We start from the raw sequence: 15,031 nt of genomic DNA, 5'->3' as shown, positions 1-15,031 counted from the left end.
ATTGGTATAAAAAAAGAGTGCTAAAAATAGTGTTAAAATTTAATTTTTCCAACAAGCATATCTTTAAACATTACCCAATCTCCCCATAAACTGTAAAAAGGGTGTTTAAAAGTAGCAGGGCGGTTTTTTTCAAAAAAGAAATGTCCGACCCACGCAAACCCATATCCAATAACAGGTAATAGCCATAATAAACTGTAGTGTTGTTTTAATAATGCTATTGCGATTACAGCAAGAACGAGTGTACTTCCTATAAAATGTAAGCGGCGGCAAATCACATTGCGATGCTCTTTTAAATAATAAGGGTAGAAGGCTTTAAAGCTTTTAAACGTGGGGTTTGTACTTTGCATAGTGTGCTCTTTTATTGTTTTTTATTTTAATGAGGGTCGTGCTATTAAAGCGTAAGTTTACATTTGTTTACAGCGATAAATGGCGCTTAACGCATCTAAATAGACAAAAGGGCTAAAAGTTAATAACTTAGGCGCACTATTAATAAATAAGAATGGAACTCAGGATGTTTAAACACACTCTAGCATGTGCTGTAATTGTAGCGCTTAGCGGCTGTTCAGAGCCAACTAATACGGTAACTCAAGAAGAAGTAAAAGCACCAATGAAGCAAGTTAACGCAGTTATATACCCAGAAACAAAAAAAGGCGATATCGTAGATACCTACTTTGAAGAAGCCGTTAGCGACCCATATCGTTGGCTTGAAGATGACATGAGCAGCGAAACTGCCGATTGGGTTAAAACGCAAAACAATTTAACGTTTTCTTATTTAGAACAAATCCCTTATCGCGATAAGTTAAAGCAGCGCCTTGAAAAACTAATGAATTACGAAAAAATAGGCGCTCCTTTTACTGAAGGCGATTACACCTATTTTTATAAAAACGATGGCCTGCAAAATCAATATGTTTTGTACCGCAGTAAAGATGGCGGCGACGTTGAAGTATTTTTAGATCCAAACAAGTTTAGTGAAGATGGTACGACGTCTATGTCGGGTTTATCGTTTTCAAAAGATGGCTCATTACTCGCGTATCAAATATCTGAAGGTGGCAGCGATTGGCGCAAAATTATAGTTATTGATGCACGTACCAAAGAGCAAGTTGAAGAAGCGCTTGTTGACGTTAAATTTAGTGGCATTGATTGGTTAGGCAACGAAGGTTTTTATTATTCAAGTTACGAAAAACCTAAAGGGAGTGAACTTTCGGCTAAAACAGATCAGCATAAAGCGTATTACCATAAGCTAGGTACTGCACAGTCTGCTGATAGTGTTGTATTTGGTGAAACTGATGAGCAAAAACATCGCTATGTAGGCGCTGATGTAACTCATGACGGCCGTTACCTACTTATTTCAGCTAGTACGTCTACGTCAGGCAATAAGCTGTTTATAAAAGATCTAACAAAAGAAAACAGTGAGTTTGTAACGGTTGTTGGAAATACTGATTCAGATACATCAGTTATTGATAACGAAGGCAGCAAGCTGTTTTTAGTTACTAACCTCAATGCACCAAACAAAAAAGTAGTGACGGTTGATGCAAGTAATCCAAGCCCAGAAAATTGGGTTGATTTAATTCCAGAAACCAAAAACGTACTAAATCTTACAAAAGGTGGCGATACCTTTTTTGCCAACTACATGGTTGATGCTATTTCACAGGTAAAACAGTACAACAAAAAAGGTGAGTTAATTCGCGAAATTACATTACCAGGCGTGGGTACTGCACGTGGTTTTGGCGGTAAAAAAGATCAAACAACGCTTTATTATTCGTTCACTAACTACAAAACACCAGGTACTACTTATACGTTTGATGTAACTACGGGTGAATCGGGTGTTTATCGTAAGTCGGCTATTGATTTTAATAGTGATGATTACACGTCTGAGCAAGTGTTTTACACATCAAAAGACGGCACTAAAATACCGATGGTAATTACCTATAAAACAGGCATTAAGCTTGATGGTTCAAACCCTACTATTTTATACGGTTACGGTGGTTTTAATATTAGTTTAACGCCAAGCTTTAGCCCCGTTAATGCAGTATGGCTTGAGCAAGGTGGTGTGTACGCCGTTGCTAATATTCGCGGTGGTGGTGAGTACGGTAAAGACTGGCACAATGCCGGCACAAAATTGCAAAAGCAAAATGTGTTTGACGACTTTATTGCAGCGGCTGAGTACTTAAAAGATAAAAAGTACACGTCTAAAAAGCGCTTAGCACTTCGCGGTGGATCTAACGGTGGTTTGTTAGTTGGCGCAGTGATGACACAGCGCCCAAACTTATTTCAAGTTGCTCTACCTGCTGTAGGTGTACTTGATATGCTGCGCTACCATACATTTACTGCGGGCGCTGGTTGGGCATACGACTACGGTACCAGTGAGCAAAGCAAAGAAATGTTTGAATACATAAAAGGTTATTCACCACTTCATAATGTAAAAGCAGGTGTTGAGTATCCAGCCACTATGATTACAACTGGCGATCATGATGACCGCGTTGTCCCTTCACATTCGTTTAAGTTTGCTGCTGAGCTTCAAGCAAAGCAAACAGGTAATAACCCAACGCTTATCCGCATAGAAACAAATGCGGGGCATGGTGCAGGTACACCAACGAGTAAAACAATTGAGCAGTATGCTGATATATTTGGTTTTACGCTATATAACATGGGCGTAGAGTCGTTATAAAAGCGCTTTAACAAAATAGCTAACTTTAATAGCTGAGGAAAAAGGCCGAGTAAATTAAATTTACTCGGCCTTTTTAATGTTTGCTAGTTAGTTATACCAATCTGCTTATATATGGGGTCTATTTAACGTTAAGAAAATTACGCTAGAACTAGGCAGAAATTTTTGTATCTAGTTGTTCTAAATAAAAAATTTTTAACGACGTTATAGTGCAATTTAATTCGTTAAATTGATCAAAGATTTATGCAGGTTGGTATTATTGCATAGGTGAAAATAATCGTTGATATGTTTTATAGGCGTACTCGTCGGTCATTCCGCTCAAATAATCGCAAATTATACGCATACCTTGGTTTTGTTTTTCGGCTTCTATGTATTGTGCTTGTGTAGTTTCTGGCAATAAACGCAGCGGATCGCTAGCAAACGCGGTAAATAACTCTATTAGTAAGTTTTGACCTTTAAACTCTATTTGCTGCATTTCGGGGTCGCGTATTAAACGTTGAAACACAAAATGCTTAAGTATTTGCAATACACTGTCGTATTGGGCATCTAATTTAGCGGTGTACTTTAAAATAGGGCATTCAAAGTCATCGTTTTGAATATCTAAATGTATATGAATAATAAAGGTATTAACCAGCTCACCTATGGCGTCCTTTCGCTCATAATCATTTTTTGAAAACAAACGCTTCGTGAGCGACTCAAGCATGGTGTTTAACCAGTCAAAGTTTAATGCTTTTAAATGAGGTAGAGCATGAGTTTGCCAATCGTCTAACGTAAGTACATGGGTTGCAATGGCATCTTCTAAGTCGTGTACGGCGTATGCTATATCGTCGGCATGCTCCATTATGGCACTGTCGAGCGATTTATACGTTGTTTTAGCGCGGTACTTATCAATAGCGGCATGGTTACTCAGCAACGTTTTATCGTTTTGACTCAGTGGTTCTACTATCCAATTGAATATGGCTGCATCGTCGTTGTATAACCCTTTGGCAGGTCGCCAATCATCTGCTTTTATAAATGCACGACCGGTTGTATCGTTGGGAATGGTATGCCATAGCGTGTTAATAAACGCGGGGTATTTTATAAAACCTAATAAAGTACGACGAGTTAGGTTCATACCGTGCCCATTACTGTAGGGCTCAAGTTTTGCAACTATGCGCAGTGTTTGTGCGTTACCTTCAAAACCACCGTGATCGCGCATCATGTAATTTAGCGCTATTTCACCACCATGACCAAAAGGCGGATGGCCAATATCGTGCGCTAAACACAGTGTTTCGAGCAGTCCGGTTGATGGAAAGTGCGTAAAGTCGCTATGTTGCGCTTTTAAATGGCGCAATATGCCAGTACCAATTTGCGATACTTCTAAAGAGTGGGTAAGGCGAGTGCGGTAAAAGTCGTTTAGGCCAATGCCCATAATTTGGGTTTTAGCTTGCAAACGCCTAAATGCAGCTGCATGAATAATACGCGAACGGTCGACCTGCCACGGCGAGCGGTTATCGTTAGGACGATGTTTATATTGCTCTATTATTCGGCTTTGCCATTGTTTATTCATACTGCTTACTCACACATAGTTAATATTATTAAACTTTGCCCAGTATACCCATGGACTTATAAATTGCGAATGAACAAATGCACTACATAGGCTCTGTTTTATCTAAAATTCAAATACACTGCTGAAAATTCAACCGTAAAAGGTCATCAAACCCCAGTTATTCGCGTTTATAAAGTGGCTTAGGTATAATGCGCCTTCGTATGCTTGTGTATAAACCATGCATAACTAAGTTTAATAGAGAGAATAGATGTTAAAAACGATTTTTAAGCTTTTACTAACTGTATTTTTTGTTTGGGCGCTTGCATACCCGTTTATACAAAGTGACGATGTTGAACTAGATGAACAAACGTCAGAACAACCAAAAAAAGTGAAGAAAAAAGAAAAACCATTACATAATGTAAAACTGCCAAAGTTTTCAGAATTTAGTGATGTTAAAGAAAAAAAACATGCATTTTTTAGCTTTATTCGTCCGCACGTTGAAGCCGAAAATAAAAAAATATTACAGCAACGCGCTAAGCTCGAAATAGCACGCATGATGTTACAAAACGAATTACCTTTAGAAAAAAAGCAAAACAAAGATATTGCTAAAATTTTAAAGTCGTATGACTTACCAACCACAGTTGATACGCTAATACTTACGCAAGCATTGCGCCGTGTTGATATAATTCCTAAAGAATTAGCGCTTATGCAAGCTGCAAACGAATCTGCATGGGGCACTTCGCGTTTTGCACGTATTGGCCTTAACTTTTTTGGTCAGTGGTGTTACACAAAAGGTTGTGGCATGGTGCCAAAACGCCGTAATACCGGGGCTGCGCACGAAGTTGCTGCGTTTAAATCGGTAAGAGCTGCTATAAACTCTTATTTTAAAAACATAAATACGCATCCTGCTTATAAAGATTTGCGCGCAATACGTGAAAACTTACGTCTTGAGCAAAAACCAATTTTAGCGACTGAACTTACACAAGGTTTAATGTCTTACTCTGAGCGCGGTGAAGCGTATATAGAAGAGTTAAACACGATGATTAGCCAAAATAGAGCCTACTTTGATGAATAAATACATTTTTAATTGTACCAACGCTATTGTGTTAGTACTGCTGAGCATTAGTGCATTTAATGTAAATGCGAGAGAATTTGTGATGTCGTATGACGGTTTTTACGACCGCTTAAAAATTGTTAACAAAGGCGACTTTCAATATGCGCGAGTTAACTTTTACATTAGTGATATTGGTACTAATGAAACATGTGCGATTAAAAGCGGTACTATTTTAACCGAAAGAAACGAGTATCCACTTAACTTTACCGATAAAGCACAATTACTATTGCCGTTCGATAAGCAGCTTGATACCGATAAAGCGGTCATTGTAGTAGAGCCGCTCAATCCTGTACACGATTGCCAATTAAAGCTACAAATAGAAGCAAACGAACTTGAAGGTTTAGCATTTTCAAAGCAGTCGTTATATACCATTAACGAAGAACTTGATGAGCTATTAACTGATTTGTCGGGCTTTTTTGTAAGTAAATTAATGTGGTTTTTATTACCCGAGCAAAAGGGCGTAGCAGTTACATTTAAAAGCCCAATGCAATTTGATGATAAGAGCATAACGTGTGAAAAGTCAGTGTGTTATTTTGCAGTTGAAGATAGCTGGGAAGATGATAGCGCAGTGCTTGGCGATATATCGAACGTTATTAAAGTAACGCCTTGGATTGTTAAGTAGCTCACATACAAAAAGCGGCATTTAGCCGCTTTTTTTGTACCAAAATCAGTACTCGTTTTTAGCCTTTAGTTTTTATTTAATAAGTGGTGCTGATGAATCGCGCTGCATTAAAGTAGGTTCAAAAAAGCGATTTATAACGAGGTTTTTATTTTGATATACGTCTTTAAGCACTAATTTAGCTGCCATTTCGCCCATTTTCCCGACCGGATTATCTATGGTCGTGAGTGTAGGGTATAGGTAGTTTGCAAAAATAACGTTATCAAATCCAACAATCGATAAATCAATTGGTAAGTTATAACCGTGCTCTCGTGCATACTTCATGGCACCGGAGGCCATTTCGTCATTGGCGCATACCAGTGCAGTAAAGCTAAGTTTTTCATCAATAAAATGTTTTAAGCCTTTGCTACCGCCAGTTTCGTTAAAGTCGCCAATATAATAAAGCGTAGGATCAAATTTAACACCAGCCTCTGTAAGCGCTTGTTTATGACCTTCTAAGCGGTTAAAAGCATCGGCTTTAAACTGCGGGCCTGCAATATACGCTATTTGTGTATGGCCTTGATTTAATATCGATTTAGTGGCTAGGTAGCCACCTAGTTGGTTATCTAGGCTGATACAGTTGTCTTTTAGTTGCTCTACATAACGGCTCATTAAATAAACGGGTGTAGAGCCTTGGCTTAGTTTTATTAGGTAGTCGTCTGAGACGGCTTCTACGTGCAAAATAATGGCATCGCAGCGTCTGCTAATTAAAAACTCAATGCCTTCTTGTTCTTTGTCTTCTTCACTGTGTCCGGTGGTAATAATAACGTGTTTACCCGCAGCACGAAGCTCTGACTCAATACCTGCCATCATTTGGGCAAAGAAAGGACCATGTAACTCAGACACTAAAATACCGACACTGTTAGTACAGTTAGAGGCTAAAGATTGCGCTATTGAATTAGGCTTGTAGCCAAGCTGCGCCATAGCATCAAGCACTTTTTGTTTAGTTTTATCGCTTACACGGGTATTTTTGTTCATCACGCGAGAAACGGTGGCTAACGATACTCCCGCAAGCTCTGAGACTTGATAAATTGTTGCCATGTTATTTGTTCACTCGCTTATCCTTAACTACTTCGGCTAAATAATACCTTAGAGTATATATCTTAACTAGCTGTTAGTTTAGATTGAATATTTTCAACAACCTGATTAGTCAGTGTATATTTTTTCATTATGTAGGCAACAAATAATGAGCCAAAAGCAGGTAGTACAGTGAATGACAGTAAAATACCGTGTTGGGTATCAAGAGTTTGTACTGCATCGGCCTGATAACTGTAAAAAGATAACAACCAGCCTGCAATTGCGCCGCCTACAGCCACGCCCATTTTAATAAAAAAGATAACGCCTGAATAAACCAAACCCGTAATGCGTACCCCTGTTTTTTCATGCCCGTAATCTATGGTGTCGGCCATTTTTGCCCACAACAACGGGGTTGCCATATCTAAAAAGAATTTCCATAAAATAAAGGCAGTAAATGCGAGTACTAATTGATCTTTACTAATAAAGTAACTAAAACCACAAATAGCGGCGGCAATAACTTGTAAGCTTATATAGGCCTTTATTTTACAAAAGCGCTTTGCGAGTGGTTGAGCTAAAGCACAACCTACCATGCTGGCTGCAACACCTAGCGTCATAAATAAGGTGATTAAATCGTCTCGACCTAAATAGTATTTTACGTAGTAAACAGCAAGCGTAAGCCTTAATACTTGCCCGGTAAGTAAAAAGAATGCAGCTAAGCAAAGTGTTCGCCATTGATCGTTTTTAATTAATGCTTTAACACTCTGGGCAAAAGGAATGTTTTGCTCTTTAGGCTGTTGTATACGCTCTTTTGTGCCTAAAAAACAAAGTAAAAACAGTACAAAACCTAAAATACTCATTGCAGTCATTGTGTATTGATAGCCCTTGGCAGCATCGCCTTGGCCAAAATACTCAACCATTGGCATAGTACAACCCGCTACTATTACGCCGCCTAGCATACCAAATACAAACCGGTAAGACTGAATAGTCACGCGCTCTTTTACATCAGCCGTAAGTACGCCGCCCAATGCACAATAAGGAATATTAATAGCGGTGTAGACAACCATAAGCAGAGTGTAAGTAGTAAAGGCATAAATTATTTTATCGGTGCCTTCTAAATCGGGCGTAGTGAACGCTAAAATACTAATAATGGCAAAAGGGAGGGCAAGCCAAAGTAAGTAGGGGCGAAAGTGCCCCCAGCGCGTATGTGTTTTATCAGCAAGGTTACCCATTAATGGGTCGGTTACGGCATCAAAAATACGCACTGCTAAAAACATAGTACCTACAACAGCAGGCGATAAACCCACTACGTCTGTGTAGTACAGCATTAAAAACATCATAACTGTTTGAAAAATAATATTACTGGCGGTGTCGCCTAAGCCATACGCTATTTTTTCTTTTACACTGACCATGATTATTTATCCCGCTTTATACTTGTTTTTAGTTATGGGTATACTTTTATCTTTTAGAGATGAGCTCTTTATAAGCTAAGCCACTATTTTTAATAGTGCGTTGCTGCGTCTTATAATCTACATACACAATACCAAAACGTTTTAAGTAGCCTTCTGCCCATTCAAAGTTATCCATTAAGCTCCAAGCAAAGTAGCCATGTATAACAACACCTTGTTCAATCGCATTATGAACCGCATTTAAGTGATCATTATAGTAATTTAAACGATCTAAGTCGTTAACTTCACCATTATTATATGTATCGGGCATGGCTGCGCCATTTTCGGTTATATAAATAGGCGGTAGGGTGTATGTTTTATTAAGCGATACGAGCAGGTCGGTGAACGATTGCGGGTAAACTTCCCATCCCATATCAGTCAACGGACCTGTAGGTGCAATGGGTTCATAAATGTCAGTAGGATGCGCCTTATAGACTTGGCGGGTATAAAAGTTAATGCCTAAGTAATCAATTGGCTGAGAAATTAATTCCATATCACCAGGGTGTATGTCTGGTAAATGATCGCTTGGTAGTTGGTTAATTATATCGGGGTATTTACCATCCATTATTGGTTTCATGTACCACTGATTTAAGTAGTCATCAGCGTATTTGGCACTGTCTATGTCTTGTTGATTATCGGTAAGTGGATATGCGGGTGTAAAGTTAAGCACAATGCCGTTTTTAGTATTAGGCGATGTTTTATTTAGCACGTTCATGGCCAGACCATGAGCGAGTAATAAGTGATGAGCTGCTTTTTTACCATACTGCTTGCCGACTAGGCCTGGGGCATGTATGCCAATTTCGTAACCCAAAAACGCGCTGCAAAAGGGTTCGTTTAATGTAGCGTAAGAATACACTCGTGTTCCAAATGCGTTAGTAATTAGTTCTACGTATTGCTCAAATGCATAAGCAGTTTTTCTGTTGAGCCAGCCGTCTTCATCTTCAAGGTGTTGCGGTAAATCCCAGTGGTACAAAGTAACAAAGGCTTTTATATTTTTTCGTTTTAGCTCATCTAAAATATCAGTATAAAACTTAACGCCTACAGGATTTAACTTTCCGTCTTGAGTCATAACGCGAGGCCATGAAATAGAAAGCCTGTAAGCATCAACACCTAGAGACTCTATTAAATCTATGTCTTGTTGCCAATTATTGTAATGATCGCAGGCAATATGACCATGTGAATTGTCAGCAATTTTACCTGCAGTACTACAAAAGGTATCCCAAATACACGGTAAGCGATGCTCATATCCGCCCTCTATCTGAAATGATGCTGTAGCTACACCATAAACAAAGTCTTTTGTTAATAGAGGTGAATTAAATGGTAATGATATTTTTGTCATTGGTTACAAACCTTTTTGAGAACTTAATTGCACGCTTAGCGCTTATTTTTACTGACTTTCAGCGGGTACAAAACATTATTAAAAATAAAAGTTGTTGAAATATGTAACATGTTCGTATTTAATTAGCCGTGAAAGCGCTTACATTTTTAGATTAATGTTAATTAATCTTCAGGTCAACTCTTAAATACTGCGCCTTAGCGGGGTTTGTATTAATTACTTACTGAAGATCAATTTATAATAATAAATTGCGGAGAGCACATGGCTAGTTCAGCACCACTGACATCACACACACAGTCGCAAAACCACCAAGATAAAAACTATGGTTTTGCACTTACATCTTTAACTTCACTGTTTTTTATGTGGGGTTTTATTACCTGCTTAAATGATATTTTGATTCCGCATTTAAAAGCGGTTTTCGATTTAACGTATGTACAAGCAATGCTTGTGCAGTTTTGCTTTTTTGGCGCTTACTTTTTAATGTCACTCCCTAGTGGACACATTGTTAAAAAGCTTGGTTATAAAAAAGGAATCGTGGTTGGGCTTTTAATTGCGGCAGTAGGGTGTGTCTTATTTTACCCAGCAGCGTCTTTACATAGTTATCCTGTGTTTTTATTCGCTTTATTTGTACTTGCCAGTGGCATAACGTTATTACAAGTATCTGCAAATCCTTATGTAAGTTTGTTGGGTTCTGCAAAAACAGCGTCTTCTCGTTTAACGCTTACTCAAGCTTTTAACGCGTTAGGCACTACGGTTGCGCCATCATTTGGTGCTCTGTTAATTCTGGACTCAGCGTCAGAAGCCTTTTTAACACCTGCACAAAATGCAGAGTCAGTTCAACTTCCTTACCTCCTTTTAGCTGCAATGCTTATTTTACTAGCCGGTATTTTTGCTTGGCTTAAATTACCAGACATTATGAGCGAGCAAAAAGCAGAAGCCGAAAAATCAGAGGCAATTGAAGGCAGTGCTTGGCAGTATCGCCATCTTGTATTAGGTGCTGTGGGTATATTTATGTACGTTGGCGCAGAAGTGGCAATTGGTAGCTTTTTAGTAAGCTTTTTAGCACAAGAAAATATAGCAGGGCTAAAAGAGCATGCTGCAGCTCATTACATCACTTATTATTTTGGTGGTGCTATGGTTGGGCGTTTTATTGGTGCTGCTGTAATGCAAAAATTACCTGCTGGTAAAGTACTTGGCTTTAACGCAACCATGGCTATTATTTTAGTCGTTATTGCCATGAGCACGTCGGGTCAATTAGCAATGTGGTCAATACTATTGGTTGGTTTATTTAATTCTATTATGTTCCCCACTATTTTTAGTTTAGCGTTAAATGGACTTGGCAAACATACAGCTCAAGGCTCTGGTATTTTGTGTTTGGCGATTGTGGGTGGTGCAATAGTGCCACTTTTACAAGGTGCACTTGCTGATAGTGTGGGTGTTCAACTTTCGTATGTTTTACCTATTTTATGTTACATATTTATCGTGTTCTATGGTTTAAGCGGTAGCAAACCAGTTCAAGCGCAGGAGACTCTATAATGAAAACCCCTTTTACACTTAATAAAATAGCCTTAGCAACATTAATTGCATCAGTAGGTACTTTATCGGCTTGTTCAAACGACGCAGTAACATCGGTTGAAACTAATGAAACGTTATCTAAAACAGCGCAAATTTGGCCAAAACTTAATATTGCCGTTAAAAAAGATGCCGATATTGAAGCTAAAATAGTTAACTATTTAAAAGCCATGACACTTGAGCAAAAGGTTGCTCAAATGATTCAGCCAGAAATTCGTGATATTACCGTTGAAGATATGCGTAAATATGGCTTTGGTTCATATCTTAATGGCGGTGGCGCATTCCCTAATGGCGACAAACATGCAACACCAATGGACTGGGTAGCCTTAGCAGAGAGCTTTTATCAAGCTTCTGTCGATGACTCAGTTGATGGCAGTAGTATCCCAACTATGTGGGGCACCGATGCAGTACATGGCCATAATAACGTAATTGGCGCGACGCTTTTTCCACATAACATTGGTTTAGGCGCGGCGAATAATCCTGATTTAATCGAGCAAATAGCATCGATTACTGCAGTAGAGGTAATGGCTACGGGTATTGATTGGGTATTTGCACCCACAGTTGCCGTAGTGCGCGACGATCGCTGGGGCAGAACGTACGAAGGCTACTCTGAAGATCCAAAGATTGTTCACGATTACTCAGCAGCGATTGTAAATGGATTGCAAGGTAAAGCCGATGGCGACTTTTTAAGTGATAAGCGTGTTATTAGCACGGTTAAGCACTTTATTGGCGATGGCGGCACCGTTGATGGGGATGATCAGGGAAATAATATAGATAGCGAACAGTCGCTATTTGATATTCATGCCCAAGGTTATGTAGGTGGTTTGTCTGCGGGTAGCCAATCGGTTATGGCGTCTTTTAATAGCTGGAATGGCGTTAAAAATCACGGCAATAAATACTTACTTACAGATGTATTAAAAACACGTATGGGTTTTGATGGCTTTGTAGTGGGTGATTGGAATGGTCATGGGCAAATTAAAGGCTGTACTAACGAAAGCTGTGCACAAGCCGTTAATGCAGGCCTCGATATATTTATGGTGCCAACAGGTGCCTGGAAGCCACTTTATAACAATACAATTGCGCAAGTTAAGTCAGGCGAAATTAGTATGTCGCGTATTGATGATGCAGTGAGCAGAATATTACGCGTAAAACTTCGCGCTGGTTTATTTGATAAACCAAGTCCGGCTAAGCGTCTTTACTCGGGTAAAACAGAACTTATTGGCGCGCAAGAGCATCGCGAAGTCGCACGTCAAGCTGTGCGCGAATCGCTTGTATTACTTAAAAATAAAAATAACCTATTACCTATCGAAGCTAATCAACGCGTACTTGTTGCAGGTGATGGTGCTGATAATATAGGTAAACAGTCGGGTGGTTGGAGTATTACGTGGCAGGGGACTAATAATAAAAATGCTGATTTCCCTGGTGCTACTTCGATATATAAAGGGCTTGAAGAGCAAATATCTGCAGCAGGTGGAAGTGTTACTTTAAGTGCTGATGGCACGTTTGAACAACGTCCTGATGTTGCCATTGTTGTATTTGGTGAAGAACCTTACGCAGAAGGGCACGGCGATAAAGATAACCTTGAGTTTGAACGCGGAAATAAAAAGTCATTAGCACTTTTAAGCTCGCTAAAAGAGCAAGGTATCCCTGTTGTATCTGTGTTTATATCAGGTCGACCTATGTGGGTGAACAGTGAACTTAACGCATCTGACGCGTTTGTAGCTGCATGGTTGCCAGGTACAGAAGGCGCAGGTATTGCTGATGTTTTATTAAAAGCGGCAGACGGCACCATTCAAAATAACTTTAAAGGTAAATTATCGTTTTCTTGGCCTAAATCAGCGGTACAAACTGCGGTTAATAAAGGCGATGAAAATTACGACCCATTACTCCCTTATGGTTTTGGTTTAACGTACGGCGATAAAAACGTGTTAGCTGACGACCTTGATGAAGACTCTAAACTTGATAACTCAGGGCTTACGAGTATGGATATACTTGTTGGTGCACCTGTAGCACCATGGCGCTTATTGTTAAAATCGGGCGATGAGCTTTTAGATGTATCGAGTAGTACTCATGAATTTGGTGCAATTAAATACCGAACTGAGGACAAAATAGTACAAGAAGACGCGCGCCAATTTAACTTTAGCGGTGCAGAAAAAGCCAGTGCTGAAATAGTAACAAGCTTTGCAGAAGATACCATTGCCTACGTTGAGGCCGATAGTGTGATTAGCTTTGATATTAAATTAAACGAAGCACTAACGAGCGATATAGCACTTGCTATGACTTGCTCGGGTGAATGTGGTGCAAGCATTGATTTAGCAAACGTAGTGGATAAAACCATTGAGAATAAATGGCAGTCAGTATCAATCGATTTAGGTTGTTTTGCTGATAAGGGTGTTAATTTTGCAAACCTAACAAGCCCATTTAGCTTACGCAGCAATGGTAAAGCATCAATTTCTGTGGCTAATATTCAGTTTGTGCCAAATAAAGCAGGCGAAGCTACACTGTCTTGTAAGTAGTTTATTAACTCTATTGTGTGTATACCAAAGCCCTTCGAATGAAGGGCTTTTTTTATGTAGAGGATTAATACTAACCTGCATAAATACTTGAGCTAATTGATATAACTAAAAAAGAACAAGTCGCTATAAATACAAAGAGTTACCACGTTTTTGTAGGAAGAACCTTTTTTATAATAGCTTGTAAAATAATTAGCACTGCATTAAGAGGTTTTTTTCGTCAAAGCTAACTACTTTATCTCTGCCGGTTTCTTTAGCGAGATAAAGGCGTTTATCAGCCAAGGACAGTAAGTCTTTTACACTCATTTTACCATTTACAGAGTGACTCACTCCCGCGCTCACAGATAGTTTTATATGCGCGTTTTGATAATAAAACGGATGCTTAGAAATATTTTCACGTAAGTGCTCTGCATATTCTTTAGCTGCTCGTAGGGAATAGTCTGGTAGTAATATTGCAAATTCTTCACCGCCTATTCTGGCGCAAATACCCTCATCAATAAATTGCTCTTTTATGTGCTGCGCAATCCATTTAATTGCTTGATCGCCCGTGTCGTGGCCGTACTTATCGTTTACATGCTTAAAAAAGTCGATATCTAGAATAATTATAGATACATTTATATCATTGTTATTAGGTTGTTTAAGGACTGCTTTGGCGTTATTAAAGAAACCTCTGCGATTAAATAACTGTGTAAGAGAGTCGGTATTGGCAAGGTTCGATAGCGTGTATTCACTATTAGAAAATAACAAAAATGGCAGTATAAGAGCACTCAGTGTGGCTAATAGTAAATGACTAATAAGCACAATTTGCAAAGGGGTTGCTACATCTTGAATACTCGAACTAAGTACCGGTATTGATAGAAATATAGCATTTAAAAACATAACTCCACTGTGCACTAAAAAGCAGGTAATTAACGCCTTTTTCTGGGCTTTAGCAACAAAGCTCATGCTTTTGATTAAATACGCTGTGTAAATAAATAATCCGGCGATTACTAAACTCGTTAGCATTTTTGCTGCACCGAAAGGATAAATTGCCAATAACAATAAGCTAGAAAAACCAAATATGCAGTAAAGAGGCATTAAGCTAATATTTTGTACGTTTTTGTACTTATATAGTCCAATAATAATTAAGAGTGGGCTAGTTATCATTGAAACACTAGCTAAATAGTGGGTTATTAAAGGAAGA

11 protein-coding genes are annotated in these 15,031 nt (G+C 38.9%); 5 read left to right on the top strand and 6 right to left on the bottom strand.

Annotated features, from left to right (window positions below; translation table 11 throughout):
• Positions 1 to 32: 32 nt before the first annotated feature.
• Complete coding sequence (locus CXF76_RS01275; RefSeq protein WP_010552524.1) at positions 33 to 347, bottom strand: DUF962 domain-containing protein; 315 nt, start codon at positions 345 to 347, stop codon at positions 33 to 35.
• A gap of 164 nt (positions 348 to 511) precedes the next feature.
• Between CXF76_RS01275 and CXF76_RS01270 the strand changes: the two genes are divergently transcribed.
• Positions 512 to 2,668 carry a prolyl oligopeptidase family serine peptidase gene (locus CXF76_RS01270; RefSeq protein ID WP_101162857.1) on the top strand — a complete coding sequence of 719 codons (2,157 nt, stop codon included), beginning with the start codon at positions 512 to 514 and terminating at the stop codon, positions 2,666 to 2,668.
• A 253-nt stretch (positions 2,669 to 2,921) separates the two neighbouring features.
• On the opposite strand, the gene CXF76_RS01265 is transcribed toward CXF76_RS01270, so the two are convergent.
• Positions 2,922 to 4,214, bottom strand: a complete 1,293-nt coding sequence (locus tag CXF76_RS01265) for an anti-phage deoxyguanosine triphosphatase (protein WP_101162856.1) — start codon at positions 4,212 to 4,214, stop codon at positions 2,922 to 2,924.
• Positions 4,215 to 4,461: 247 nt separating this feature from the next.
• Between CXF76_RS01265 and CXF76_RS01260 the strand changes: the two genes are divergently transcribed.
• Together CXF76_RS01260 and CXF76_RS01255 are read left to right on the top strand one after the other, a co-directional pair.
• Positions 4,462 to 5,268 carry a glucosaminidase domain-containing protein gene (locus CXF76_RS01260; RefSeq protein ID WP_101162855.1) on the top strand — a complete coding sequence of 269 codons (807 nt, stop codon included), beginning with the start codon at positions 4,462 to 4,464 and terminating at the stop codon, positions 5,266 to 5,268.
• Positions 5,261 to 5,929, top strand: a complete 669-nt coding sequence (locus CXF76_RS01255; RefSeq protein ID WP_101162854.1) for a DUF2987 domain-containing protein — start codon at positions 5,261 to 5,263, stop codon at positions 5,927 to 5,929. The genes CXF76_RS01260 and CXF76_RS01255 overlap by 8 nt, the downstream gene beginning before the upstream one ends.
• A gap of 72 nt (positions 5,930 to 6,001) precedes the next feature.
• On the opposite strand, the gene CXF76_RS01250 is transcribed toward CXF76_RS01255, so the two are convergent.
• From CXF76_RS01250 to CXF76_RS01240, 3 genes are all read right to left on the bottom strand, one after another.
• A complete protein-coding gene (locus CXF76_RS01250) occupies positions 6,002 to 7,006 on the bottom strand; it encodes a LacI family DNA-binding transcriptional regulator (protein WP_010552528.1) in 1,005 nt (334 codons plus the stop codon).
• 62 nt (positions 7,007 to 7,068) lie between these two features.
• Positions 7,069 to 8,391: a glycoside-pentoside-hexuronide (GPH):cation symporter gene (locus tag CXF76_RS01245; protein WP_024590902.1), complete on the bottom strand. Its 1,323-nt coding sequence runs from the start codon at positions 8,389 to 8,391 to the stop codon at positions 7,069 to 7,071.
• A gap of 46 nt (positions 8,392 to 8,437) precedes the next feature.
• The gene (locus tag CXF76_RS01240; RefSeq protein ID WP_101162853.1) at positions 8,438 to 9,766 is read right to left on the bottom strand and encodes a GH1 family beta-glucosidase; all 1,329 of its coding nucleotides are present in this window, start codon (positions 9,764 to 9,766) and stop codon (positions 8,438 to 8,440) included.
• Between the two features lie 258 nt (positions 9,767 to 10,024).
• Between CXF76_RS01240 and CXF76_RS01235 the strand changes: the two genes are divergently transcribed.
• Entirely contained in the window at positions 10,025 to 11,299 is a 1,275-nt protein-coding gene (locus tag CXF76_RS01235; RefSeq protein ID WP_101162852.1) for a sugar MFS transporter, read from the top strand.
• Positions 11,299 to 13,851 (top strand): glycoside hydrolase family 3 protein, encoded by a 2,553-nt coding sequence (locus CXF76_RS01230; protein WP_101162851.1) that lies wholly within the window; start codon positions 11,299 to 11,301, stop codon positions 13,849 to 13,851. Before CXF76_RS01235 ends, CXF76_RS01230 begins: the two co-directional genes overlap by 1 nt.
• Positions 13,852 to 14,040: 189 nt before the next feature.
• On the opposite strand, the gene CXF76_RS01225 is transcribed toward CXF76_RS01230, so the two are convergent.
• Positions 14,041 to 15,031: GGDEF domain-containing protein (locus CXF76_RS01225; protein ID WP_232785077.1), on the bottom strand; the 991-nt coding region annotated here is incomplete at its 5' end.

The sequence above is a fragment of the Pseudoalteromonas sp. 78C3 genome (assembly GCF_002836695.1).
Taxonomy (GTDB): Bacteria; Pseudomonadota; Gammaproteobacteria; order Enterobacterales; family Alteromonadaceae; genus Pseudoalteromonas; species Pseudoalteromonas arctica.
Note: the sequence above shows the minus strand (reverse complement) of the source record. Positions and strands in the feature narration are given on the sequence as shown.